The sequence below is a fragment of the Parashewanella hymeniacidonis genome (assembly GCF_016900895.1).
Lineage (GTDB): Bacteria > Pseudomonadota > Gammaproteobacteria > Enterobacterales > Shewanellaceae > Parashewanella > Parashewanella hymeniacidonis.
The window spans coordinates 30,943-56,873 of sequence record NZ_JAFEUN010000004.1 but is presented as its reverse complement, the minus strand read 5'-3'; the positions used below and the strand labels follow the sequence as shown (position 1 = coordinate 56,873).

Here is a 25,931-nt window from a genome sequence, read left to right as displayed (position 1 = left end):
TTTCAAGTTTCTATCAAAGTTGACTTGCTCTTCCTCCTGATTACAGTGGCAGTAAATTATCGGTATCAATTAAATCATAGAGCCCAATGAAAACTGTATTAGCTACCACTTTGAACAGGCAAGCTGAAAAAATATTAGCTGAACTTCGAATGACGAAAGAGCTAGTCTTAATCTCTGAACATGGAAAACCATCAGCTTACTTAGTCGATGTTGATCATTTTGAATTTATGCAAAATCGTCTTGCTATCTTAGAAGGAATAGCACGAGGTGAGCGGGAAATTGGTGATAACAATATATCTATGCATGACGAAGCTAAGGTGATTATGGAAGAATGGCTAGAATAATTACCCATCAAAGCATTAACCATTCACTACGCAACGGCCAAAAAGAAAGTAACTGCTAATTGCCAACTTCCAACTCAACAACTCACTCAATCGCTCAGAGCATAATCCACATACTTCTGTTTTAAACGATTAGGCAAGAACTGAAACACGCCGCAGTATAGGCTATTGAGTGAGAGGTAATGTTGAAACGTTTCATACTGTTTTTTAGTAACTTGATAGGACTTCATCATTTCAGCAACAATGCCTAGCGGTTCGTTGTAGGTTTTAGATGAAGTATTGAATTTATACTCCACCCAGAATTGATCGTCGAAATACTGCAATCGCAAAAACTCAATATGCAGCTTACTCACACCGCCATTACCTTTGTGAAAGAGAAACCAATCTTTAACTTGCCTTAACGGACTAAAACTCGACACTACGTACTCTCCACTCATAAATCGGATAAGCGTTTGTCATCGGCTCAGTGACCACTTCCAATTGCGCCCCTTGAACATGCAAAAACTCCGTTGCATTAAAGTCATCACTTAAATCACAAAGCGCTACCTTATGTAATTCGGTTTGATATGCGAATGCTGATGGACTTAAATCAGCTTCAGTCAAAACCGTTGGTGTTCCCGGCGGTGTAACACCATCTCTCAAAAATTTTTGTAGCAATACAAAGCTACTAATAATTGGCAGCTCTGTACCAAAATCTTTGTATAACCGCCCTATTCCTAGTATCAACCAACTTGGGTTAACACCGAGCGCCTCTGCGAGTTTTGGTGCCATCTTAGTCTCATCAACCTTATGTTTTATGATGTAACTGATGGCTTGTTGAGTTACACCAGCCTTTTGTGCAAGCTGGCTTTGGGTCATTTGCACTTCAATCAGTGCACGCTCTAGTCGTTCGCCTAATGTGGTTTCCATTAACTTGTCTCTGAGGGATTTTTATTCCCCTTAAATACAAGCGTTTTTGTATTATTAGTCAAATTAATTATTGATAATCAAAACAGTGATTACGAGCCTATATCACTATGCCCTTGCTCAAGTTCCCACTGCACGCCATATTGATCCACGAAATAGAAATACCGAATATTTGAAACCACATCACACACGGCTTGTTTTTCAGCGTCATCTTGTTCTTTGCTTTTATCAAAGAAGTAAAACTCATCCTTATTAATATTATCGATTTTAAACGGCTGATAACCTTCATCATCAGAGATCAATTGCACACTTTTTTGCGCTTTTACAAACTCAAAAGCCTGCTCAATATTTTTTACCTTCAATGCAATGTGACCGACATTTCCTAAATCATTACTGTATTTTTCATCGAGATTTTCCATGCCTTGTGGGTTGTGATATTCCATTAATTCCAAAAACACGCCAGTATTTGGGATCTCTAAGAATGTGATAGAAACATCAACATCTTCAGGCTGCTCCATAAATCCAGCTGATTTTGCAAAGCCTACATTCTTAAAATGTGGAAAAGCTTGCTGTGGAACGGCACCGAATAGGTTTTGATAAAAGGCTAGTGCTGCGTCCATATCATCGACAACGATATTAATGTGGCTAAAACCTTCAAACTGAATCATGCTGATATTCTCCAATATTGCTGCTTTTGATGTACTTAATGATGTGTTTCATTAAGTAGGCGCTAATAATGGAATACACCAAAACAAACATCATATTGGTAATGGTATTCACATGCGCCAATGTAAGCACATGGTGCGGATAACTGCCTTTGAACCCAAAGTAGTCAGTGAAATAGGTGTAAGCACTGATGCTCACAACCGTTGAAAATAAAGAGGCTCTAAAAAAGGAATGCTTTTTCACTCGATACCAGTGTGAAAACAAGAAAATATCTAAGATGCTGATGATCAAACCACCGCCAAGATTCGCTAAAAACAATTGTGGCACACTGCCAAACACATCTTGATAAGACTGGCTTAGCTGAAAAAACTCTGGCGCAGGCGATGCATTGACACCCGTTGCAAATCCCACCCAATATAAGTTTGCCAGAGCTTCACCCACCAGCACACACACCACAAATCGACGAGGATTCAAAGCAGCCAACATATCGGATAATGAAAATACCAACATATAAGTGAAGGTAGCGGGTATCACCGGAAAGCCAAAGATATCCAGCAAACGATTCGCCATCAAATGTGATGCAATGGATGATGTGATCAATAAACCAATCAGTAAGTAGTTTATATAAGAGCGTTTAAGTATGAGTTTTACATCAGAACTAGGCGTCATTTTGCACCTCTCTTAACACATAAGAAATGTAGCTTGATTTAGCTTCAGGACATTGGCGCTTAATGAATTCGTGATAGACTTGGTTAATGCCTTTGTATCGCTGAAATTTAGCATATTGAATGGCGTTGAATGACGATGAATCATATAGCTTGTCGAGCACTTCAATCGGCTCAGCATGAACTTTTAAGCTACTACCAAGCCGAAACTTCAACCAAAATTTACCATCCATAAATACCAGCTGTTCAATGAAAATATAGGTAGACTGAGCACTCAAGCTGCTTAGCGCATAATCAATAGATTCCTTAAAATGTTTAAAACTCATTACACCGCCTCCTTATCTCATAAATTGGGTAAGTGTTACTGCCTGGGTTTATTACTATTTCGATTTGTAAGGGTTCTATTTTTAAAAATTCTTTAGCGCCAAAAGTGTCTTGATTAGTGCAAATAATGACTTCGGTTAAGTCGGTCTGAAATGCAAAACATGACTCGCCAAGATCTTGTTCAACAATGAGATATTTATTGTGGTTGGGTAACTGCCCTTGCCTGAGAAATGTTTGTAGGTCGACGTAACTTCTGATGATGGGTGTGTCTCTCGAAAAACTGGATTCAAATCGGCCAAAACCATGTACTAGCCATGTAGGGTTTACGTTTAAAGCATCAGCAAGTTGATAAGCGAACTTAGACTTATGAAGTTTTCTTTGAATGATGTAATTAATGGTCTGCTGCGCTACACCTGAGCGCCTACTGAGTTCAGACTGATTAATATGCAGTGTCCGCAATGTGTAATCTAAACGCTCTCCAAAAGTCATTCTTTCTGGTTCAACTACTGGTAATTATTTGTAAATAACATCGCAGCTGTTTTTTTAAGCGTCAAACTAATCAACTATTCGTTCAGGCTATATTCAATTTAAAAACAATGAATTGCCTAACAAACCTAGGAAATACGGGAGGAGTAGCGAAAGATTAATTTTTGAATGGTTGAGGGAACTTTTGGATTTTACTTAGCTAAAAACTACTTTCCCCCCATACCAGCTCAATAGAACACCACTCAGTATAAACTTGATTGTTGTACGGTTAAATGTGCTTTATGATCAAACTCTCATACAAAGCCATAAAAACAACAGGATGTTGGGATGAATAAAACGGAACCTTTGATAAAAATCCACTGTGAAGTTTGCGGCGGTCAAACTGTACGACTAAACATGGCCAATGATGATGGAACCAGCAGTTGTAAACACCCAACATGCACTTGCAAGCCGAACCCATCCGAAACCAGTATTTCCGCAAAACGTGAATCCGCAAATACGATTATTACTCTTACTAAAGATTCAATTCAGCAGCAAATTCAGCAGAGCAGTAAGCGTAAAGTTTGTTCTAAAAACCGAATTATAAGTTGGGTTAAGTCCAAGTTTAAATCTGAATAATATTGGTGCAATAGATTTAAAAGGTTAACTCTAATTGGAACTCAACTCTCAACTTAAGTAACCACTTATACAACCTTTAACTGTAATTGGACACTACTTATTGTATTATTTAAGTTATGACTTATACTGCCAATAACCGTAATAAGTAATGACTTAATCTATGAGGCAAGAATTAGCAATCAGTCGACTTAACGACCTCGACTCGAAAGGTCACTATGTATTTTTACATCGGGACTTAGCAAAGATATTCCACGAAGACTCTATTCGCTCGCTGAACGATAGCCTCGCACGTTTTGCTAAAACAGGGTTATTAGAGCGTGTTGCTAGGGGGGTCTACGTATATGGTTTTTCAAGAAATAAGCATTCCTCGAAGACCATTGAATATATTGCCACTGCACTTAGAAGAGGAGCCTATAACTACATTAGTCTAGAGTCTGCATTATCATCATATGGTGTAATCTCTCAAATCCCAGTAGACAGGCTTACTCTAATGACAACCGGCGTCAAAGGTATTTACAAAACAAATTATGGTGTAATTGAGTTCACTCACACCAAAAGAACGATCAAAAATATTTTGAACCAAGTAATCGCAACTGACAGCCCTCTTCGAGTTGCCTCAAAGATGGCTGCACTCAGAGATTTAAAACGTGTAGGTCGAAACATCCACTTAGTAGATATGGAGGCAATGGCTGATGACTAAATCCAAAGAAGATTTTGATGCGCTGGTAGAGTTAGCAATGTCACAAGGCAAAATCAAAAATATGCGCCCTGTCGTTGAAAAGGAGCTCCTTCATTACGATATCTTATTTGCATTAGACGAAGCCAAGCTACTCGATAAATTAGTATTTCAAGGAGGTACATCCCTGCGCTTATGTAGAGACTCCAATAGATATAGTGAGGACTTAAACTTTGCTGGAGGTAAAAACTTCAATAGCAAGATGCTTGCTGACATCAAACACGTTATCGAAAAATATATCGGCAATCGGTATGGGTTAGAGGTGAGCGTTAAAGAGCCTAGTTCATTAAAACAAGATCCTAAATACGCTGAGCTAAATATCGATAAATGGCAAATTTCTGTTGTAACATCGCCAACACAGAAACACCTTCCAAAACAGAGGGTGAAACTTGAAGTTGCAAACATTCCCGCATACACAAAGGAGCCGTTACCTCTAAATAGCAACTACGATTTTTTGCCTGACGGCTACTCATCGACACTTATTTTCACCGAAAGTCTAAATGAAGTAATGGCAGATAAAATCATCTCTTTACCTGCAACACAGAAGTATGTGAGGCATAGAGATGTGTGGGATCTCGTCTTTCTTCATCGTAAGGGAGCAAAAGTAGATAAAAACTTAGTAAGTAAAAAAATTGAAGACTATAAGCTCGACGGTTTTATCGATATGCTCGATAATCGAATTGCTTCTCTTGAACAGATTGTTTTTGGTGCTCCTTTATCAGATGAAATGAAGCGTTTTTTACCACTAGATATTTTTGAAGCAACCTTAGCTACAGATAAGTTCAAAACCTACATGCTCTCAACTCTAACTGCAATTTTGAATGAAGCAAAGAGAAGCATAGTCGAATCAACCGATAGCGAGCTTGATTTTCCGATGTAATGGTTAAGTTTACTGCAGTCTAAGTACCTGAACTTAAACTTCAAAGCCCTTCTCGATAGGTACTTAGTTTACTAAATCTGGTGAAAACCGCTTTTCTAAACTTTTGTTAATATCAGGCACCTTAAATCTCAGAAACAGCTTTAATTGACTAATGCAGGATTCGCAAACTGGTGACGTTTTCCGTAAACATCGGTGACATTTACCAGAATATGCGGTGACAAATCCCGAACTCACTAAAATCCGCTTTTATCCTGTTCGCCATTGTGCAAAAATCAACCTTGTGCTGTGAGTAGTAGATATTTTTTAGCAAGGGGCTTTATATGGCCAGAGTTGAAATACGTCTCACAGACATTGAAAAATCTAACCTAAAACAGCTTTGTAATGACTGTGGTTTAAGTCAATCTGATGCATTGCGAATGATGCTTAACAAAGTCACACCAGCTACTGGCAATGACAATCACTTTAACGAAGTTAAAACTGAACGAGTCTCTGTTCGCCTAACCCGTTACACGTTGGATAAACTCACACAGCAAGCAATTGCCGAAGGCTACCTAAACCAAAGCACTTGGGTTCGAGCTTCCATTATGGCAAACCTAAATCGTCAGCCCGTATTAACAGATGACGAGATAAAAGTACTCAGAGAATCCAACCGTCACTTAGCCGCTATTGGCCGTAACCTGAATCAAATCGCCAGAGTGTTAAACATCGACTATCGCCACAGTGATAAAGTCACTCGTGAAATGATTGAAATGCTGGATAACAAATTTACCGCACACCAAACACTGGTTAATGACTTGATCCATAAAAACTGTAAAAGATGGGAGCTGGATTATGAGCAAAATAGTTAACGACTCCATCTCTGATCTACTCAACAATGATGTCAAAACCAAGTCCAACCGTATTCGAGGAAGCAGTAGTTATACAAAAAAGCCACCAGAAGTTATGGTTAAAGTTAGCGGTTTTGGCTACAACAGCGCCCATACCATGAATCATTTCGACTACATCAGCCGTAATGGAAAACTTGAACTAGAAGATGAAACAGGTTTGATTTACCAAAACCAACCTAACATCCATCAACTCGCTAAAGATTGGAGCAACACAGACATTCAGCAAAGATTCAAAACTCGCCACAACACCCACCTTGTCCTATCCATGCCGTTCGGAACTGAGCCTAAAACTGTAAAACAGGCTGTTCGCTCATTTGCTAAAAAGACTTTTGCCGAAAACCATCAATATGTGTTTGCTCTACACACTGACACCGACAGCCCACACGTTCATTTAACAGTTAAGAATTTAGGATTTGACGGTAAACGACTGCACGTAAGAAAAGGCTTGCCACAAATATGGCGAGAACAATTTGCAAATGAACTAGAAAGTTTAGGAATAGCAGCAGAGGCTACGCCTAGTTTTAAAAAGATAAAATTTAGAGATAAACAAGTCTCAACACTCGCTCATGAAAGCGATGCTAATGACACAAGCATTGAACGTTAGTTTATGCCTCGTTTAAAAACGATACACGCCAGCAACAAACCAGCTTGTTAGATCTTCATAATTGAACACTGAGACTTCAGCATCAAATTGCTTAGTAATGTTGTAACGACCGCCAACAGTCCAGCCAATTTCGGTAGAATTACCGTCTGAATATTTGATTGCATCGACTTTAGCAAACACTTCAAACTGATCATAAATTTGAGAACGACCGCCAACGCCCAAACGATAAAAATCATCATCAGCTTTCAACTCAGATACAAAGTTAAAGTTATGATCTAAATTATCTGTGAATCTTTCTTCGCCCTTTATTTCAGAATTACCAAAGGCTAACTCAACAAATAAATCTGATTTATCGGTCATTGAATATTTATAGCCTAAGCCAAGCTCATACTGTTTAACATCACTTTCTAATTCAACCTTTCCATCATCTAGAGTCACTGAATCCGAATGTTCAACAGTAAAATATTCGCCTAAAGCGAACACACCTGAACCACCAAATGACTTACTGGCTTTAAGCGATAAGCCCTTAAAATTGCCATCCATATCATCAATCTTTAAAGTCTTATAACCTAAGCTAACGGTATCGTAGCTAAATGCTGAACTTGAGTCCTGAGCTTGAGAAACAAAAGAAGTGATAGAGGCCAATACCGATAAGGCAAGAATACGTTTTTTCATTTTACATCCATATAGTTACAACTCAGTCATTGCGACTGAACATCGAGATGCGGATTATGCCTTAACCGTACGGAATATAAAACTACTCAGTTACTGTAACTCCACTTTCTTTAGCCCACTCTAGCAAAGTTTTCTTATTCTCTTGCTCTTCGAATTTGTACCATTCATCAAGTTTTTCTCTACGCTCTAACAGCAACTTAAAACGACCGTAGGCGCCCTGCTTTCTGAAGTACTGTGATACTGTTTCAAAATCACTCGCTAAAAATTGATGAACAAAATCGAAAACCAATTTTTTACCGAGATCTAAATCATGCTTATTAGGTATTTGAATATACTCATCGGACTGATACAAATCATCAGGGAGTGGCTCATCTTCCTCATCAATATTATCTGAAACCCAATAAATCTTACCCGTTTTGATGCTGAGATAAGCCTCATTGTCAGAGTAAGAACCAAATGAAACAAAATCGAATGCACTTTCTAAATCTGAATATTTGACGGTCATTGAGTTCCCTTTTGTCAAAGTTTGCTGAATTTGCGCTTCAGGAGCGATATAAGTGTTATAAATCTTCTCAAGTGCTTTTTCGACTGTAAAACTCTCTTCCATCTTTAAAAATAGTTTTACAGTACGAATAACAAAATTTGGATTTTGCTTGTGCGCTTTGGCAAATTCACGACATTTCTTTTCAAGCTGTTTTTCTTCAAACTCTTTTTGAAAAGCTGTTATTGCCTTATCAAAGCTATTCTGATGTTTGGCGAATAAGTCTTTGAGTTTTGCTTTTGGTACACGGTAAGACTTACTTGCATAGTCGAGGGCATCACGGAAATGATCAAAAGGCTCACCAAATACAGTTAACTTCACTTCTTCGACAAAATTTGAATGGCGTTTTTGGCCGTCAACTTCAAATTCGAATCCTCTAAACTTTATACGTTCGTAGGTCTCAGTGCCAAGCTCAATGCCAGCATTTAGGCTTTTTTGAAAGTTATGATCAAAACTTTCAAGTTCATCGTGATGCCACAAGTGATAAACTCGAAGTGCCTTTTCGTATTTCTTAGCCAATTTTGATTTTACAAAATCGACTCGTTGACCTAACAAACCAGACTTATCTTCTTTTAGAATCGTATGACATTCATTGCAAGCAGGCACTTCATAAAAATCTGCCTCCTCGCCTGTTCTAATATAAAAATCTGTCAACTTGAAGGGAGGAACGAAATCATACTCGGTAGCTATACAGCCGCAGTAGAAGCACATATTAAAATGTCGACTTTCCATCGCCATGATACGACGGTACAAATCACGATTTTTTGACATCTTCTTACCTATCGAGAACTTCTTCAAAAACCAGATTCTATGAAAATAAAATGGCTATGTTAACCAAGAAGCTAAAAATGGATTCTAATTATTAACAACGTTCAGCTAACTTTGCCGTCACTCCAGCGTAGACTGGAAACGAAGTAACGACAGTTTTGTATGTCGGTAGTCTAGCGCCTTTACCTCGAACAAAAAAGACACTGGATACCAGCCTACGCTGGTATGACGATAGACAACCAAATAGATCGATAAGATATCTAATGCTCTCTACCTTTAGCTGAATTTAATGGATTATCCTACCTTCATCCACTTCTTCTGGTTATCAGGTACCCGCTTGATCTTTTTATCTTTAATAAGCTCATTCAATGCACAAGTAAAATCTGGTTTGGGCATGCTCAGTTTCTTTCTAACATCTTCGGTTGATTTTGGATGCTGAAGCTGCTGCAAAATCCGCTGATGAACTGAAAGTTCTGATTTAGTTTCCACCAATGCTTGGCTTTTTGAAGATAAAGGTATGGCACAAGCAACTCTATGTAAGTGACATTGAAACTTAAACGCCATAATTAATGAATTATCTTGGCTAAATAAAACAAACTGACATTGTTTCTTTTGCTCATCATTTAACGATGCCAGTACGCCAACAAGATTCCCAATAATGTAAAAGTCGGCTTGATTAGCCCCTGTTGGATAACTAGAAAACACTTGAAATAGCTTACGCTCACAAAGCTCGATGATTTGCGTGTTCTTTGAAAACACATAAACCTTGTCCGAAAGCGAAGCTTTAACCTCAGCAACAGCGTTTAACCCTACATTTTCAGCATCAACAAAAATAAACTTCAAAATACACTCCATTTGTACTTGGTGCTATCCATAACACGTTGAAATTTATCTTATCAAACCTCAATATGTTTACTAGATAGCCGCCAGACAACTGAACAAATAAAAAGCAATTTAAGAATATGAATTTTTATTACAGCACTTGCTTAAAACGTGCAAAAGTTACCATATCATCCGTTGCGGGTATGGTTTTATAGTCAGGATTATTTGCTCTTAACCAATACTGACCATTGCGTTTTTCAACCACTCGGAGTAAATATTCATTATCGCCAGCATAACTTTGTCGCTCAATGGCTACAGTAACACCAGTGATCGATCCAGCATTTACCGGAGTGATTTTTTCTAACAATAATAAATCATCATCCTCAATAGGATTTTTGCCGCCATTCATAGAGTTACCTGAAGCCCGAGCTAAAAAATGCTTTTGCGGGTCGACATTGTATAAATCAACTGCCTTAAATTCTTCATTCTCATCGGTTCCAGTTTTAAAGTGACCGCAGGCAATTTTTAAATCGGGATAGTAAGGTAGTTCAATCACATTATCTGAAACAGCTTCATTCGTAATTGCTTGTTTATCTATACTTGTTTGACCCTGTTGGACTGTAGGATTTACTTTGGCTTTGTTCTTTGTATCAACATAACGAGATAGCTGAAACTCAACTAGTTCATATACGCAGTCGGACAATAGTTCAACATCTTCTGCGCTAACATCAAAATTAGCTATCAACTTATCATTATCGATTCTGAACCAAGATATGTTTGTTTTCTTATCAGCTTTACAAGAAAAATTAACTGGGTTCTTATTCCAATAAGCCAACCATTTCTTATCACTCCCGAATAACTTTGCTTCTTTTTCAGAAAGATCTAGTGCTTTTATTTCTGGGTATGAAGATAATACTTGATGACTCTTGATAGCTAAATTTTCTAATGATGGTGGAGTTCTAAAGCCATCTAACTGTATAAATGCTTTTAGCAAAATACCCTTAAATGATTTAGTCATTCTGGTTTGCTGAACGGCATGAAGCAGAAAATCATTATGTTTTATCAATAAGTCTGCTAACTTGGCATCTTTCGTTTGCTTCGCCACCAAATTAAACCAACTGCCATGCTGTTTTACTGTCTTGTTTAAATCATAACCTGCTCGATAAAACTCAGCAGCCGTTGGTCGATGGCTAAGCTTTGTCATCAACTCTAAAAACTCATCATTAGATTTAGTAAACGTTCGTTCTAACGAACTCCAAAAATCGACTAACTCAGGGTCGTAATTAATATGACAGCCATCAGGCAAAGTTGGTCGTCCACCCCTATCACCATCATCTTTTGATGAACCTGAAACCAGTTTTTCGATATCTTTGCCAAAAGACTGATGGTTACCAATGAAATCCAAAACAACTAACTGCTTTTTCGATTCAAATAATCTTAGACCGCGCCCTAATTGCTGCAAGAAAATGATATTCGACTCTGTTGGTCTTAACATCATTACTGTGTCGATGGATGGTAAATCAGTTCCTTCATTAAACAAATCGACCGAAAAGATCACATTTAGCTCACCCTTATCGAGCATGGTTAATGCTTCGTTACGTTTGACTTTCGATTCGCTATGAACGGACACAGCCTTGTAATCCTGAGAATTAAAGTGTGAGTTAAATTCATCGGCCATGTAATCGGCATGATTCTTCGACACGCAAAATGCTAAAGTTCTGCTTTGTTGCTTTTGGTGCCAGTGTTTAAAAATATGATTTGCACGTTTCTTGGTCGCAAACTCAGCATCTAAAGCTTTAGGATCAAACTTACCATTGCGCCACGGGATAGCTTGGTAATCGACACACTCATCCCAAATCCCGTAATAATGAAATGGCACTAACAATTTTGAGTTAATGCCATCAATAAGTGTTCGTTCAAACACTAGATTGTCAGAACACAACGATAGAATATCAGCTTGATCGGTTCGCTCTGGAGTTGCTGTTAAGCCTAATAGGAATTTAGGCGCAAAATGACTAATGATATTGCGATAGGTTTTGGCACTAGCATGATGAAATTCGTCCACCACGATGTAATCAAAATGATCTTGTTTGAATTTCTTCAAATGAGATTGTTTGCCTAACGTCTGAACTGACGCAAACAGCATACCTTTATCGATATTTTTATTTTGCGAATTGTAAAAACCAGACGTTTTTTCAGGCCAAAGCTTGGCGAAGGTATTCAATGCTTGCGATAAAATTTCTTCTCTGTGTGCAACAAATAGCACCCGTTTCGCTTGCATTTGTTTAGCGTCAAATGCGGCTAGCCAAGTTTTACCCATTCCTGTTGCAAGAACTACCAAACCAGAAACATAATCTAATAAACGAGTTTCGGACAAAGCTTGAAGCGCTTCTTCTTGTGCTGAGTTAGGTAGATATTCTTCATCATCAATCCAATCAGCACCGACCATTTGCAAGCTCGGTTTCTTACGACGCTTTATGTATTGATTAATCCATCCATCTGTTAGCGTTGTTGAGTGCTGATGATCAAAAATATTATCAAACTCTTTACGAATACGCTTGAATTGCAGTGCTTCAAAGGAGTCATCAGGGGATTTATAATCATAACGTAAACACCATTCATGTCCAAAAGTAAGAGCACTTTCACTGATATTGTTAGAACCAATAAATGCAGCGCCATGATAAAAACTGCCAGCTTCATTTGTCCGTACAAAGATGTAGGATTTCATATGAAAACTGCGGTTCTTTTCGGTATATATTTTAAGTTCTACACCAGTGCCTTCTAGTGCTATTAACTCTCGCAAAGCGATTGGGCAAGTAATATCAAGATAATCTGAAGTTATGATACGAAGCTTTAAAGGTGATTTTGATGTTTGCTGGCGCTCAATGGCTTCTTGAATGGCGGGTAAAATTAACTTTAAACCAGATTGTTTTATAAAAGATACCGCAATATCAATCTCAGTAGCGTGGTTAATGGCGTAACGTATCTTCTCTAAAAGATGGTCATTATTTCCACCAACCGTTAATACATTTTCAAGTTCCGTTTTTACTAAAGTTTGTTCAGGCACACCTAAAATCCTTTACTGCTTATTATTACCTTGAGAACATCTGCTATGCACTTTTGACTAAGATTGCATTCAGCCATTTTTCATTTTCACGACCGGGGCGAAGATCAGATGTGATCCAATGTTCTTTTATATCTAAATTCGAAATTTCAAGATAACGAGGTAGTGAGACTTCATCAACATTGGTAAAACATCTCCCATCACGTTCAATTTCGTTGTCACCATACTTAAATGAGCAATAGAATAAGCCGCCTTCTTTTAAAAATTTAGCAAGATGAATGAAAGTCTGATTTAGCTCAGCTTGTGGTACATGCAGCAAAGATGCGCAAGCCCAAATACCATCAACACTTTTTTCCTTCGCTTCAAAATTAAGGAATGTAGAGTGAATAACAGGTAGCTTGGTATGCACCTTGGCAAGCTCAACTAAACTTGCACTCGCATCAAAAGCGGTCACATGGAATCCTTGCTCAGCAAAAAATTTACTATCCCGACCTGAGCCACAACCAGCGTCAATAATTGAGCCAGCTTCAGGAAGCAATGGAGTAAACTTTTCATATAATGGCAACATATTAACGCTAATAGTACCGTCAAAAAATTCCTGAGCATTTCGGTTGTAGTATTCAACCATTAAGCGGTTTCCTTATTGCTATATTTTTTCTTTTGTTTTTCTAGATAGGCAGGCACGTCATCAGCCTTTCTTTTAGACAATGATTTCATAAATGAAAATGGTACATTTTCCAACTCATATTGATTTTGTAAATCATCCAGCATCGCTAGCCATAAATATGCAGTCATTTCAGCATCGGCCAATGCTCGGTGAAAAACACCATCAGTCGGCAGACTTTTATACTCAACCAAAGTGCCAAGCTTATGATTATAAGAAAGTGGATAAAGCCTGCGAGCGAGCAGCATAGTACAAGCAAAAGTACCAGCATATTTCACTCTGCAAACTCCTTCATCACCTTTGAACAAGACTGTGCACCTTTCACCATTGCATTGGTGATACCTGTATAATCCTCAATAAATGAATTGATACGAAAATTTGGATTCATCAACTTTTGAAAACGATCAGTTATTTTGCCGTTTTCAACCAATACAGCACCAATTTCGATACCACGGTCACCCATATTTGGCGATAACCCTGTGGTTTCGAAATCAAGTACCACAACTGTATTTGCATTTTTATTGTTTAGCATTTGCGTAATCCAAAAAATATCTAAATCATTTTACACAGTTATCTTTATAACTGAACATACCGTTCGGTTTAAAGTGAGTAGAAGTGATTTAAAAATAGGCAGTTAGCATAAGGCTGCATTTCTTTGCATTCTAAATTGTGTGTCGCCATCAAAAATTTGAATTTGATCACATGATGGAGATTTAATGTTTAATGGGGTTTAGAATTTTCTGTGTTGAGTCAATTAGGTTACAAAAGCCTGACTAGATTTTGTGAATTAATGGCTGTAATTGATTACAAACCTGTATGCTCTAGCTAACTCCAATGTAAAAAGCATAAACCTTGCTTAATGCGCTATTGAGATACTCACAAACGCATTAAACAACTTCATTTTAATCTTTAGGTGAAAGTTAGTTTTTACCACAACATTTTTTAAATTTTTTTCCACTACCACAAGGGCAAGGGTCATTACGCCCAACCTTAGGTGACTCTCTAATAATAGGAGAAGAAGGAAAGTTTGGCATATCCGTTATCGGAGTATTTGATGCTTCTTGCATGCTAGCAAAAGCTGACTTCATCGCCTCAAATAATTCTTCTTCAGTATAGGGTTCGAAAGGTAATTGCCACTCTTTAAAATCTTGAAGAGGGTCATTGAAATATCCAAACTCTTCGCACAAAAACTCTCTTTCTTGTTGATTTAAAGGTAAGAACTCATAATCTTCAGGTACTGACTCGATTATTTCACCTAATTTATCGTATTGCTTTAAATTTGTAGGCACTTGATGATAATGTTTTTCCATTAAATCCATATTGTTAGCTGTACTACAAACCTGCAGTAAGCTACTCCAAACAAACTCTTGTTCATCATCTTCTATATTCGAATTTGCATATGAATCAAACAATTTATCTAATACCTGAATGTACTTGTTCTGTTCTAAATCTCCTTCTAAATAACACGATTGAAGTGCAAAGCTAACCGAAGCACGCACAAATGGTTCTATATCTTCATTTAAAAGTAACTCAATAAGTTCTTCTGTATGCTCCTTTCCAAGAACGCCTATCATTCTTCCAAATTGTGTTACTCTGATACAATCAAAAATATCCACAAAACCGTTATCGTATTCTCTACCAATACTTAGCGCCTCTATTACTTTGCGGCAACCAAACCATGCGTTCTTTTCTTTAAAATAAGCCAACATCACAAAAGAAATCACATGCAAATAATTACCAGAATGAGCCGAATAGTCATCTGGCGTGGTAATGAAGTCTGTATATGCGTCTAATAAAAGTGTCTGACTTTGTTGTTGATTTTCAATTAGTGACTCAATCGCTTCTTTTGGAAAAGTATTAAAATCAAAATCTTTAAAAGGTTTTAGAAGTGGATCTGAAAGAAATTTCATATTAATTCAAAAGTAAATAATTTTGAACGTATTATGCTACAAAGAGCTCGTATAATAACAGACAAAATAAGCTGCTTTTCCACTTATTTAAATCACTACACTATAGAAAATCAATCCAGCTCTTCTTCTTTCTGTTTAGTTACTTGTTCGATCACGTTATGATACTTCATAGTTTGATTGTTCGTTGTAATTTGAGCTTTTTCATTCTCCAACCCCAACACATATTCCTGTATTTTCTCCGCATCCCTTGAAGCCCGTAAAATTTCTTTGGGATTATCTTGCAGCACTTTGACCCAATGGTCGACGTAGGCGGCATGTTGGCCAAACTCATGACCAACTTGGAGTTCGTCACCAAGCATAAGTGAGCCAATTTCTGCCCGTAATTCTTCTTTGGCGTAGGATTCATCGCCGAATCTGCCTGTCATATCTCGGTTAAGGCGATTTGGTGCGCCACTCGAATGGCAAATTTCGTGGAGCACTGTTGAAAAATAGGAGTCTCTGGAGTTGAATTGAGATTTTGCGGGTAAGTGAATGCTGTCTGTTGCTGGGCAATAGTAAGCGTTATCATATTGTTCATGCTGTATGGTTACGCCTGAGTTTTGCATGATTTTCTCTGCTCGTTCATGGCGCTGCCATTCTGGTAGTTGTTTGACTTCAGGTTCTGGTAAACCGTCGATTTGCTCAGCATTGAATACTGCGGCAGTGAAGACTCTTGGGCGGTCGAGTTTTACTGTCACTTTTAACGGCTTACCTTTAGCGTCGAGTATTTTGTTGCCGTTGCTATCGGTTTTATCAATTTTATCGTACAACTTCCAGTATTGAACTATGGTGCCATGTTGTCCTCGCTGAACTTGAGCACCAATGGAACTAGCTTGTTTGTAAGTCATCCATCTTGGATCATCTCTACACTGCATAGCTAGCCAGATTGCGTTTGAACCTCGATAGCGTGTACCGCTAATTGGATTATGCGGCAGTTGTGGTATTCCTGCTTGCCATGGCTTTTGCCACGGTGCTGTTCCAGCTTTTAGTTGCTCAATCAGTTTATTGGCGATTTGTTCGTGATAAGGCACTTTATTGGTTTTCTTTGCTGGCATAGTTTAATCCTCATCATTTGAATGGTTAATGACTTCTTCTGAGGCATCCAATGCATCAGTTTCTGTTAGTGCATCTTCTTCAAATGCGCCAAGTTCTTCAGCTTCGGCTTCGGTAAATTCACAAATGACACCGGGAATGTTGAGTTTGAATAATCGGTCTTCCCAGATCTGTTCAGCTTTTGCGGTTAAGTCAGTGTTCAAGGGCTTGTTCATGCTCTGGCTCCTTTATTTCTCTGTGATTTGAAGGTGATGAGTTAGGAATATTCATCTGCGGCTTTTGAAACAGGCTGTCTAGTCGTTGTTTGACCTTATCTAAAAACTGCTGTTGTGCTTCAGGCGGCAAGTCTTTACAAAACGTTTGTGCCTTCTGAAGCGTTGTGTTGCTTGAATCTAAGTGAGTCGCTTCGATGGTATTTACAGGTGATTGCACCTCCTGAATATTTGCATTTGGTTGGATAGTTTTTTGTTTCGCTGCTTTAGCTTGCATGGTCATTAGTTGCTGAACTTCCGTTTTATCTGGCCGATAACCACGCACTCGAATTCCATGAAGTGATGCTTGTAGCCACGCTTGGCTTTTAAAGGCTTTGCTGCCTGAGATTTTGATGTCTTGCCATTGCCGTTGTTTGGCGATATCAATCAAATCATTAACCAGTTGAGCATTGGCCAGTTTGGTTTGCAGCTTGCTGCCTTTATCGATAAAAGCGAGACACTTTGGGCGATTTTGAAAGTAGTATTTATTTTCAAGTGCAATGTAATGTTTTGCGATGGAATCTGGGAACTTGGCTTTTTGGTTTTGATGCGTTTCACCTCCCGTATTGCTGCTATCGTTTTTAATGAGTGGTTTGGTTATGTCCGTTAAAGGAGTTAATTTTTCGCTTAAGGTTTTATTGGCTGGTTTAAGCTTTTCAGCTTGGAGTGCGGCTTGTTCGATAATCTCAATACTGCTTGCCCCTTGAGATTTGAGTTTGTGCAGATGCGGCCAGCTGCGCTCGATGAAACCTTCGATTTGTGTTTTCACCACAGCTAAGCCGCTGCTGATATGTAAATCGTTAAAGTCGGTCATTCCGACTTCTATTTGATCTTGTATGAAGTATGGTGCTAGCCAACGCCCACAAGTGATATTGGCCGCTTTTTGCGCCATTTCTAAGCCTTTATTGCTTTTGTTATTGCGATCATCATCGGCCAGAAACAAATGCTGACTGTTGGGATAGTGAGCATGTAATGTCTGTGCCACTTTAGGCATATTGCCTGCATCGACCGTCATCACAACACTGCGACCTGTAGCTTCAGCAATACTTGCGGCTGTGGCATAACCTTCGGCATATAAAATTGGCTCACCATTTTTAAGCGGTTTGTAACCCACCACAAAGAAGTGCCCTGCTTTTTGTGCGCCTTTTTTTAGACATTTAAAACCGTTAGGGCTAATACGCTGCAGCGAATGAATTTTATGGTTTTCATCCATAAGCGGGATCACTAAGCGCCCTTTTTTGTCTTGCATTACATCTGGGAAAGCTTGCACATCTTTTTTGACTAAATACGGGTGTTCAACTTTAGCCTGCGGCATCAACTGAAATGCTTGATAACAACGGTTCGCATGATGTTGATAGCGTTTGGACTCAGTGATTTCTCTGAGGGTTCGGTTATTGGCTTGTTGAGCTTTGATATGCAGTTTGGCGAGCGGATCACTGTGGGTAAAACTGGCTCGCCATTTTTGTGGTTCACTATGATTGCGGTGATCTTGATACCAACCTGCAGGGTGAGCATCACCATATCCACAATACACACCGCTTTTTTGGCCTCGTTTGTCATCTTGAGTAGCAACTCTGTGCTTTTGTCCATCAAATATTGGTGGCTCATGTAACACAAAACCAGAGCTGGCCAATACTTGTGAAAATTCAGTAATTGGATCTTGATGTGTTGGAGCACCAAACAGCTCAGGTCTTGGTAGCCAAGGTTCAACTTTGGTCAGTGGCGTTCCGGCTTTGGCAAACCATAAGTTCTGATCTTTATCGAACCCCAGCACATTTTCGCCATTGGCAAGTTTGCCGATAAACTTCATCGCCTCAATGCGTTTGTCATAAGGAATGGCTAAATAGGTATTTTGTTCTAGCAAGGTTTCAGGTTTCATTTAGCTGTCTCCTTTGTTTATCTTCAAAAGGCACTGGACTCCAGCCTTCGCTGGAGTGACGAAAAATATTTCAATTGCTTTTATCTGATTGATAAAGTTCGATGTAGTCATCCACCATGGCGTTGATTTGGCTTTCTTCGACTTCGGTTTTGATGGTTGGGATCTCTTGCTTGGTTGTCGTTCTCTCTTGCATTGCTGAAGCGGTTTGTTGTTCTGTAGTTGCAGCGTCCACAGAGGGTTTAGATACAGCAATGGGTGTAACCGAGGCTTTGGTTGCTTTAACAGTGACTTTTGGCACATTTGGGCTGCGGTTAGCTTGCGTGTTACCCCTTGGAATAAACGCTTTATCTTGATACCAGCGGATCTTTTGGCACTTAACGGGTGGGCAGTTTTCAAGCAACAAAATGGCATTATTTGCACCTAAGCGCATTATTTCTTGTGGCAGCATTAAAGCTCGGCTGTGATCGCTGATGTTTTCACTGCGACCACCTTTGCCCGTTAATTGACGACTGCGGCTGCGTTGCTTGATGGTATTGATGCCCAAGGTTTCAGACAGTTCTCTCGCCACTTTGGAGTTTTTAGGCGCAAAGATAATTTGTAGCGCATGGTTTTCAATTAAGGTTTCTGCAGCATCATGGCCATAGGTTTCTCTGAGCTGTGAAGGAGATTGAATGATGGTCAGCAGTCGTAAACCATAACCTGCAATGTAGCTGATCCCACGACTTAAAATGCCCAACTTACCAATGGCAGCAAATTCATCCATCAACAATAAAACTTGATGTTTGAGCAGTGGATTTTGCTCAGGCAATTCACGAGTATTAAGATCAATCAGCTGCTGAAAAAACAAGTTGATCAGTGGTGATAACCGCTGCAGATCATCTGGCGTTACTCCAACGTAAATGGAGATTTTTTTGCTGCGTAGCTGGCGTAAGTCAAAGTCATTGTACGCAGTTACCGCATCGATAACAGGGTTATAAAACAACTCTAATGCTGAACTAAAACTTTTACGAATTGAGCCACGAGTGCGCTCTGGCGTTTCAAGATATTCTTTTAATGCGGTATGGCATTGGTTTGATAATGGCTGACTGGTTTGCATCCGCTGGTTGATGAGCTCAATCAAATAGCTATCGCCATTATTGAGTTGGCGCAGCACTTCGCCCATGGTTACGGGTAAAGGTGGTGTTTCTAGCAAATATAAGACTAACCCCAACCATAATGAGCGAGCTGAAGCTTGCCAAATTGGAGATTCGTTATCGATGTTGGGAAATAACATCTGACCGATTTTCTGAATATCGTTGATGCGAAAGTTTGGATCGACTGATATGTAATACAGCGGATTCCAACGATGGCTGCAGTAATCTCGTGGTGCAAGGTTTAGAAGGAAACATTGCTGACCATAAGTCTGCCTAAAGTTAGCGGTGATGTTCCAGTTTTCTTGTTTGATATCTAGCACTACCACTGAGTCTTGCCAGCTGAGTAGATTAGGAATTACCACGCCTACACCTTTACCGCTGCGAGTAGGTGCGGACATCAACACATGCTGCTGACCTGCAAATTGAAGATAACGCTGATTTAATAGATTGCTTTGTTTGCCAACCACAATACCGTTTGGACTTAACAGCCCTGCTTGCTTCATTTCTTTTTGATTGGCAAATCTTGATTCACCATAAAGTGCTGGCTTTTTTGGTCTGAACTTAAGTGCAATCGGTAAACCAAACGGCATAAAGCCAAGAATGAGTGATAAGGTTAGCCAAAACTGAGTGCGTTTATCGTGGCCATAAAAATAGCCGTATTGAATAACCGTTAGCGGCGTTGCACTTCGATAATTTAAATGTGCGAAATAAAGATAAATTGCACCACTAAGCCATAGGCTAATGATCATGCTTAAGCTGGTAATAATTAGGTACAGTTTAATGCTCAGTGGTTTGGTCATTGCTTACCTCTTTATGTTTTCTCGTAGCACTCACGAAGGTGGGTGCCCAGCGACTTTTGCCAAAAAATCTAAGGCGCTGGATGCCAGCCTAAAACATGCTGGCATGACGGCATTTGTTCGTCGCACCAGCGTAGGCTGGTGTCCAGTGACTTTTCTCGAATCAATCAAAGGCGCTGGATTCCCGCTTACAACATGCGGGAATGACGAAAAGATAGATATCAGCCACGGTAATACACCTCACTCACGAATCGTCTGCCATCCTTGTTTTGCAATTGCACAATCACATCAACACACAAATTCAACAGCTGTTTGATGTCGGTTCGAGATAATGACGAACCTGCGTTGGATTCTTTGAGCAGTAACACTAACTGCTCTAAGGCCAATTTTGGGCTGCCAGCGTGCATCGTGGTCATGCTCCCCGGATGCCCTGAATTGATATTGCGTAGGTAATAGAAGGCTTCGTCACCACGAATAAGTTCTGCGACAAACACACGATCAGGCTTCATCCGCAAGCTTGCTTCTAATAGCTGTTTTTGCGTTACCGCTGATATGCCCTGATTGCCTGCGGAATAAAACAAACTGACGGTATTGGAATGAGTGCGATACAGTTGCAGCTCATCGACATTTTCAATCGAGAGCAATCGCTCTTGGTTTGGTACTAATTGCAGTAATGAGCGAAAGAACGTGGTTTTGCCTGAGCCTGTTGAACCTGAAATGATGATGTTTTTTCTCATTTGTACCGCTAAGGTTAGAAATTCATTGATCTTCCCTTGGGTTTTGAGTTGCTGTAGTCGATTCTCATCGTTATTTTTTGGCGCTGCAGAGCAAGGCTGAAAATATCCTTGCCGCTCATAATCATTCAAACTGAAGTTCACTACTGATGGCTTACGAATGGTAATACTGACTCGATTGGTTAAGGTCACTGGTGGTATCGCAATTTGTACCCGTTCTCCTGTTGGTAGTGTTGCCGATAAAATCGGATGCGAAGTATCGAGCTTTTGCCCTGAATAAGTGGCGATCAATTTAGCGAGTCGTTGGCAATAACTAAAATCAAGTTTGCGCTCTTGAAAGCAGCTCCAGCCATGTTTAGACTCAGTTTGTATTTCATAAGGTTGATTAACCACGACTTCGGTTACATCATCTTTCAACAAATATGATTGCAATAGTTTCAAGTGTGCCAGCAGTGCAATTGAACGGCTGACTTCATGCCCAGATTGCTGTGGTTGATTAATGGCTAAGCTGCAATTCATAGACACTCCTAAAATCTAAATCACGAGCAACAAACACGTTAATGTGTTCACCCTGATTTTTTAGTAAGGTGGGTTTAATACGAATCGAGTCTTGCAGAGCAATGGCGGCTAAGTCTTTACTGCTACCAATTGTGTTGCCGAATTGAATTTGATTATTGGTTCCACTGTTCGCTTTGTTGGCGGCATAACTGCCAGCATCACCAATTAAACTCAGTAATATGGCACTGCCAAAGCGTTGTTTAAAATGACCATCAATAAAGCCACTATGACCGCTACGACCTAACGTGTCGGTTCCCGGTGAATCGAGGTCGATAAGCACGCCGTTTGGCGTTTCAATGCGCTGCCACACCACGAAAATCCGAGCGATGCCTTGCTGTAATCCACCTTGCTGTAATCCACCTTGATATTGACCAACTATATGACTGCCTTTTTCCAGTAATAGCACCTTGCCATTGGCGGAATAAATGTCTCGACTGAGTTGGCAACGGGTCATTCCCGGCACATCAGAACTAATGGCGGTTTCAAGCACACAATCTAAAAATGCGCCTTTGGTGATGAATAAGTTGGGATCAATAACACGGCTGGCTACTGTGCCGTTAAGCTTGGTCACTTGCAGCTTGGCTTGTAATGGTTGAGGGGTATTATCAGTATTTGCGGTATCAATTTCTTGCTGTTGAGTAATGCCCTGCTCAGCCTGATTTACCACTAAAATCTTATCGAACTGTTTACGTTGTTTGGGCGTCCAATGTTGGCGCTGAGATGCGGAAGCATAAGTGGGAGTTGTTGGCGTTACTGGTGTTACTGGAGTAGAGACTAAGCCTGCTAATCCTGTGTGTAATATTTCCGGCTTTGAATTATCTGGTTTGGTGTGACCGTTTTTATGCTCACCTTTTTTAGGTAAATCAGGTGGATTACCTAAATGGTTGCCAATGCTTTTATTACTACTTTGCTGTTCTGCTGATGCTTTTGAGGAACTAAAACCACCATTAATCCACACCAGTAATACAATGATAATGATACTCAACGTGGCCATTAATGGCTTAGACAAGGTTTGTCGAACTTGCCCAGCATTTAATTCTGGTGCGGCTTCTGGGTTCACGAACTCGGCTTCATTGAAAGATGGCTGATCACTCATGCATCCCTCCTTTTATTTTTCTGTTCACATGAGGAATATTGCTGGTTTGATATTGAGCTGGCTCTTGTTGCTGAAAACTTTGGTTGAAAACACAAGCAAGAGTATTGCCTTGGCGAAGCACTATTTGCCGCACTACTCGTTCAACAATCACGGTATCTGGATAATTAGGATCAACATGGGTATTTACTAAGCTTTCGCTGTTATCAGCATTGATAATGTAGATGGCAGGTAAATCTTGTTTGCGATTAAAGGTTAAGTAGCTAAAACGGCCATCATCAAAGGCTTGAATTGGCACAATATTTCGATTGCCTTTGTAGAAGTAGTTTTGATTAACGACTTGCGGCACTGACTCGCTATTAAGCTGATGTTTCAGTTTAGCTTGCTGCTTATGCTGTTGAGCTAATGCTGGGTAGCGGAAATCAATAGCAAACATCATATCGTTAGGATGCGGATGAGCGCCGTGTTGTGACCAATGGGCTGATAGCTCAAAGTTGTAAATTCGTTGGCTGGTCAACACCGTCATATTAGTAATGGCTTTTTCTGCTTTGGGTTTGATAAAGATATGGTTGGCTACTGGCGTGACTGACCAAGCCTCGCTGTCTCCTACCGCAATTTGTTTAATGGTTTCCCCTTGAGCAAAGGCAATATCGGTTGCAAAGCCATAATGCCCAACCAGTTTCACTACTTGCTCAGCTTGATAATTGATATGGCGCACTCGTTTGTCGAGTTTGCCGTAGTGCGGGGTTTCTAGGGCAAAACAGAAAGTTGATACAAATATGAACGTCATACCTGAGAACACAGATATCCAGCGGCTTTTAACACTTTTAACCAGAAAAAAGGCACTAGACTCCTGCTTTCGCAGGAGTGACGGGATTGGCAAGTTACATACTGGCATCTAATCGCCTCCTGTTGCCTGATCATTACGATAGCTGAGCACCTGAAAACCTAGCGGATTGATACGGCGATCTTCTAACTTCATGGGTGAATTGCGGTAGGCAAAGGTGACGGTGGCGATCCAGTGAGTTGGAGAGTGAGATTCACCAAGGCGTTTTACTTGTTTGCTGTAGCGGATCAATGCGGTTTTTCGGGGCTCACCTTTTACGATTTCATTACCGATAAAGCTAATCGCCTGAATATAAACTCTTACTTGAGCTTGTTGCTGATAACGATTGATTGGCGCATTTCGGTTAGTTGTTGGATCGGTATACGCCGCATAATCTTGTTGCACCGTTTCACTGGACATCACGCCAATCAGATTGCGGTCATAAGCTCTGGTTTCCCATTGATAGCTTTCACGATGATTTACGTATTGCGTCAGCCAATACTTATCCATCACCTCTTGCGCCTGCGGTTTTACTTTGCCGCTGCCTGTTAAAGTGGAAACCACATCCACTAGGCCGGTATTGTTATCAACTCGGATAACAAACGGCTCAATGGATTTAAGCGGCAATAAACATAACAAAGCTACGCCCTGAAGCACCGCAATAAAGGTCAGTAAAGCACAGCAACGCCATGCTCTAAGTTCAGATTGTTTAATGCGACTGCTCAATTCAACATCCCACTGATTGACCTCTGCAAAGTACATCTTGGTAAATTGCTTATCGGAAACAGGACGGTTTAAGCTATCAGGCAGCATTTCAGTCATGATTTTCCTTATTATTCTTTTTTGTCGAGTCCAGCTTTACTGCTTGTGTATTAATTGGCTTTAAGCCTTTACCATCATCTTTGCAGTGCATCAGTTTAGGAGCACTGGCACAATGCGTTAAACATAGAACCAGACTGATACTGATTAGGTGGTTGATGACAGAGCGATTCATGGTGTCGTCCTCCCAGAAATTGAATTACCACCAAAGCGTTGTTGATAGGCGTGATAACCAATGCCTACGGGCTTTAGCGGTTGACGCAGTGCATGTCCTGCATAGTTGATATCACGGCGTAAGTTACGGTATTGGTGGCGCAGGGTTGTGGGTCTTAAAGCATGAAGGCTGTGCGCAATAGCACCATTAGCGGCAATGGCAACGCCACCACCTAATGCTGCCGACATTGCAGGGATTTGTTTCATCACCAAGATGCACAGACCGAGCACAATGCACAGCATTGATGTGTCACTCAAGGTTGAAACGGTGGAATGATTACTGGCAATTTGATGCAGATAACTGGCTGCTACTGAAGTCATTAACTGGCCTGATGCCACGCCAAGTAACAAAATAAAACCGAAGTTAATCACCATGCCAAGCCAGCTTTCAAAAAATCGTTGTGTCGCTTGAAACAGCAGTAAGACAAAAAAAGCAGGGCCGATAGCCAGCAACACACTAACCATCACTTTGCTGAGTAAGATAAAGAACGCCACGATTAAGGTTAAGCTGCTGCCAATCAATAAAACCGCTATGGCGAGAAAGTACATGCCGAAATTGCCATTCATTACCCCGCCTTGTTTCCATGAGTTATCAGCAAGGGCAAAGATTTGGCTGAAAAGCTGATCCAATAAGCTAGCCGCATTTTGACTATGAGAATTGGATACTATCGAAGCGAGTAATTGTGGTGTTTCACTTAAAAAGCTGACCACAGTTTGATTGTAACGCCCTGCCGTCAGACCAAGGGTTAAGATAAAACCAACACGCAGTATACGAAAAAAGCCTTGCTGCAGTGGTGCATCACTTTTCCCCGTCATCAGGCTATAACCCCAAATCGCAATCCAGATAATCATTAGGCTGCTGAATATGGGTAGCAAAAAATCTATCAATCTGGCAGAGCCTTGTTGCACATAATGATTTAAGGCGCTATCTACCATGTTGAAGATATTTTGATATAGGTCGCTTTGTGCTGCCATTGCT

Annotated in this window: 28 protein-coding genes and 1 pseudogene; 6 read left to right on the top strand and 23 right to left on the bottom strand. The window is 40.0% G+C overall.

Annotation, left to right across the window (positions count from 1 at the left end; genetic code table 11):
- Positions 1-86 precede the first annotated feature (86 nt).
- Positions 87-344, top strand: a complete 258-nt coding sequence (locus tag JQC92_RS01690) for a type II toxin-antitoxin system Phd/YefM family antitoxin (protein WP_204998019.1) — start codon at positions 87-89, stop codon at positions 342-344.
- Between the two features lie 86 nt (positions 345-430).
- Here JQC92_RS01690 and JQC92_RS01685 read toward each other — a convergent pair whose 3' ends face one another.
- The 6 genes from JQC92_RS01685 to JQC92_RS01660 all read right to left on the bottom strand — a co-directional run bounded on the left by JQC92_RS01685 (position 431) and on the right by JQC92_RS01660 (position 3,391).
- Positions 431-760 (bottom strand): hypothetical protein, encoded by a 330-nt coding sequence (locus JQC92_RS01685; RefSeq protein ID WP_204998018.1) that lies wholly within the window; start codon positions 758-760, stop codon positions 431-433.
- Positions 747-1,250, bottom strand: coding sequence for a helix-turn-helix transcriptional regulator (locus tag JQC92_RS01680; RefSeq protein ID WP_204998017.1), 504 nt, complete (start codon positions 1,248-1,250; stop codon positions 747-749). The genes JQC92_RS01685 and JQC92_RS01680 overlap by 14 nt, the downstream gene beginning before the upstream one ends.
- An 89-nt stretch (positions 1,251-1,339) precedes the next feature.
- Positions 1,340-1,915: a VOC family protein gene (locus JQC92_RS01675; RefSeq protein WP_204998016.1), complete on the bottom strand. Its 576-nt coding sequence runs from the start codon at positions 1,913-1,915 to the stop codon at positions 1,340-1,342.
- Positions 1,902-2,582 (bottom strand): VUT family protein, encoded by a 681-nt coding sequence (locus JQC92_RS01670; protein ID WP_204998015.1) that lies wholly within the window; start codon positions 2,580-2,582, stop codon positions 1,902-1,904. Before JQC92_RS01670 ends, JQC92_RS01675 begins: the two co-directional genes overlap by 14 nt.
- A complete protein-coding gene (locus JQC92_RS01665; RefSeq protein ID WP_204998014.1) occupies positions 2,572-2,904 on the bottom strand; it encodes a hypothetical protein in 333 nt (110 codons plus the stop codon). The genes JQC92_RS01670 and JQC92_RS01665 overlap by 11 nt, the downstream gene beginning before the upstream one ends.
- Positions 2,894-3,391 (bottom strand): helix-turn-helix domain-containing protein, encoded by a 498-nt coding sequence (locus tag JQC92_RS01660; protein WP_204998013.1) that lies wholly within the window; start codon positions 3,389-3,391, stop codon positions 2,894-2,896. The genes JQC92_RS01665 and JQC92_RS01660 overlap by 11 nt, the downstream gene beginning before the upstream one ends.
- A 324-nt stretch (positions 3,392-3,715) precedes the next feature.
- On the opposite strand from JQC92_RS01660, the gene JQC92_RS01655 reads away from it, so the two are divergent.
- The 5 genes from JQC92_RS01655 (at position 3,716) to JQC92_RS01635 (ending at position 7,113) form a co-directional block, all read left to right on the top strand.
- Positions 3,716-4,006, top strand: a complete 291-nt coding sequence (locus tag JQC92_RS01655; RefSeq protein WP_204998012.1) for a hypothetical protein — start codon at positions 3,716-3,718, stop codon at positions 4,004-4,006.
- Positions 4,007-4,166: 160 nt separating this feature from the next.
- On the top strand, positions 4,167-4,706 hold the full coding sequence (gene abiEi / locus JQC92_RS01650; protein WP_204998011.1) for a type IV toxin-antitoxin system AbiEi family antitoxin: 540 nt from the start codon (positions 4,167-4,169) through the stop codon (positions 4,704-4,706).
- Positions 4,699-5,622, top strand: coding sequence for a nucleotidyl transferase AbiEii/AbiGii toxin family protein (locus tag JQC92_RS01645; protein ID WP_204998010.1), 924 nt, complete (start codon positions 4,699-4,701; stop codon positions 5,620-5,622). The genes abiEi and JQC92_RS01645 overlap by 8 nt, the downstream gene beginning before the upstream one ends.
- Before the next feature lie 320 nt (positions 5,623-5,942).
- Positions 5,943-6,470, top strand: a complete 528-nt coding sequence (locus tag JQC92_RS01640) for a plasmid mobilization protein (RefSeq protein ID WP_204998009.1) — start codon at positions 5,943-5,945, stop codon at positions 6,468-6,470.
- A complete protein-coding gene (locus JQC92_RS01635; protein ID WP_204998008.1) occupies positions 6,454-7,113 on the top strand; it encodes a relaxase/mobilization nuclease domain-containing protein in 660 nt (219 codons plus the stop codon). The genes JQC92_RS01640 and JQC92_RS01635 overlap by 17 nt, the downstream gene beginning before the upstream one ends.
- Positions 7,114-7,125: 12 nt before the next feature.
- Here the strand turns inward: JQC92_RS01635 and JQC92_RS01630 are convergent, their stop codons facing one another.
- The 17 genes and pseudogenes from JQC92_RS01630 to JQC92_RS01550 form a co-directional block, all read right to left on the bottom strand.
- Entirely contained in the window at positions 7,126-7,788 is a 663-nt protein-coding gene (locus JQC92_RS01630) for a hypothetical protein (RefSeq protein ID WP_204998007.1), read from the bottom strand.
- 82 nt (positions 7,789-7,870) lie between these two features.
- Positions 7,871-9,100 (bottom strand): UPF0158 family protein, encoded by a 1,230-nt coding sequence (locus JQC92_RS01625; RefSeq protein WP_204998006.1) that lies wholly within the window; start codon positions 9,098-9,100, stop codon positions 7,871-7,873.
- Positions 9,101-9,391: 291 nt separating this feature from the next.
- A complete protein-coding gene (locus tag JQC92_RS01620) occupies positions 9,392-9,940 on the bottom strand; it encodes a hypothetical protein (protein WP_204998005.1) in 549 nt (182 codons plus the stop codon).
- Positions 9,941-10,070: 130 nt separating this feature from the next.
- Positions 10,071-12,986, bottom strand: a complete 2,916-nt coding sequence (locus JQC92_RS23015) for a DEAD/DEAH box helicase family protein (protein WP_204998004.1) — start codon at positions 12,984-12,986, stop codon at positions 10,071-10,073.
- A gap of 43 nt (positions 12,987-13,029) precedes the next feature.
- Entirely contained in the window at positions 13,030-13,611 is a 582-nt protein-coding gene (locus tag JQC92_RS01610) for a class I SAM-dependent methyltransferase (protein WP_204998003.1), read from the bottom strand.
- A pseudogene (locus tag JQC92_RS01605) lies at positions 13,611-14,179 on the bottom strand (3'-5' exonuclease). Before JQC92_RS01605 ends, JQC92_RS01610 begins: the two are co-directional and overlap by 1 nt.
- Before the next feature lie 388 nt (positions 14,180-14,567).
- The gene (locus JQC92_RS22495; protein ID WP_239480270.1) at positions 14,568-15,557 is read right to left on the bottom strand and encodes a DUF1186 domain-containing protein; all 990 of its coding nucleotides are present in this window, start codon (positions 15,555-15,557) and stop codon (positions 14,568-14,570) included.
- A 110-nt stretch (positions 15,558-15,667) separates the two neighbouring features.
- Positions 15,668-16,651: an ArdC family protein gene (locus JQC92_RS01595; protein ID WP_204998002.1), complete on the bottom strand. Its 984-nt coding sequence runs from the start codon at positions 16,649-16,651 to the stop codon at positions 15,668-15,670.
- Between the two features lie 3 nt (positions 16,652-16,654).
- On the bottom strand, positions 16,655-16,864 hold the full coding sequence (locus JQC92_RS01590; protein WP_204998001.1) for a hypothetical protein: 210 nt from the start codon (positions 16,862-16,864) through the stop codon (positions 16,655-16,657).
- The gene (locus tag JQC92_RS01585) at positions 16,842-18,779 is read right to left on the bottom strand and encodes an LPD7 domain-containing protein (protein ID WP_204998000.1); all 1,938 of its coding nucleotides are present in this window, start codon (positions 18,777-18,779) and stop codon (positions 16,842-16,844) included. Before JQC92_RS01585 ends, JQC92_RS01590 begins: the two co-directional genes overlap by 23 nt.
- Before the next feature lie 70 nt (positions 18,780-18,849).
- Positions 18,850-20,712: a type IV secretory system conjugative DNA transfer family protein gene (locus JQC92_RS01580; protein ID WP_204997999.1), complete on the bottom strand. Its 1,863-nt coding sequence runs from the start codon at positions 20,710-20,712 to the stop codon at positions 18,850-18,852.
- 218 nt (positions 20,713-20,930) lie between these two features.
- Positions 20,931-21,962, bottom strand: a complete 1,032-nt coding sequence (virB11, locus tag JQC92_RS01575; RefSeq protein ID WP_204997998.1) for a P-type DNA transfer ATPase VirB11 — start codon at positions 21,960-21,962, stop codon at positions 20,931-20,933.
- A complete protein-coding gene (gene virB10 / locus JQC92_RS01570; RefSeq protein ID WP_204997997.1) occupies positions 21,940-23,097 on the bottom strand; it encodes a type IV secretion system protein VirB10 in 1,158 nt (385 codons plus the stop codon). The genes virB11 and virB10 overlap by 23 nt, the downstream gene beginning before the upstream one ends.
- A complete protein-coding gene (gene virB9, locus JQC92_RS01565) occupies positions 23,090-23,992 on the bottom strand; it encodes a P-type conjugative transfer protein VirB9 (protein ID WP_204997996.1) in 903 nt (300 codons plus the stop codon). The genes virB10 and virB9 overlap by 8 nt, the downstream gene beginning before the upstream one ends.
- Positions 23,993-24,742, bottom strand: coding sequence for a VirB8 family type IV secretion system protein (locus JQC92_RS01560; protein WP_204997995.1), 750 nt, complete (start codon positions 24,740-24,742; stop codon positions 23,993-23,995).
- Positions 24,735-24,914 (bottom strand): hypothetical protein, encoded by a 180-nt coding sequence (locus JQC92_RS01555; RefSeq protein WP_204997994.1) that lies wholly within the window; start codon positions 24,912-24,914, stop codon positions 24,735-24,737. Before JQC92_RS01555 ends, JQC92_RS01560 begins: the two co-directional genes overlap by 8 nt.
- A complete protein-coding gene (locus JQC92_RS01550) occupies positions 24,911-25,927 on the bottom strand; it encodes a TrbL/VirB6 family protein (RefSeq protein WP_204997993.1) in 1,017 nt (338 codons plus the stop codon). The genes JQC92_RS01555 and JQC92_RS01550 overlap by 4 nt, the downstream gene beginning before the upstream one ends.
- Positions 25,928-25,931 lie beyond the last annotated feature (4 nt).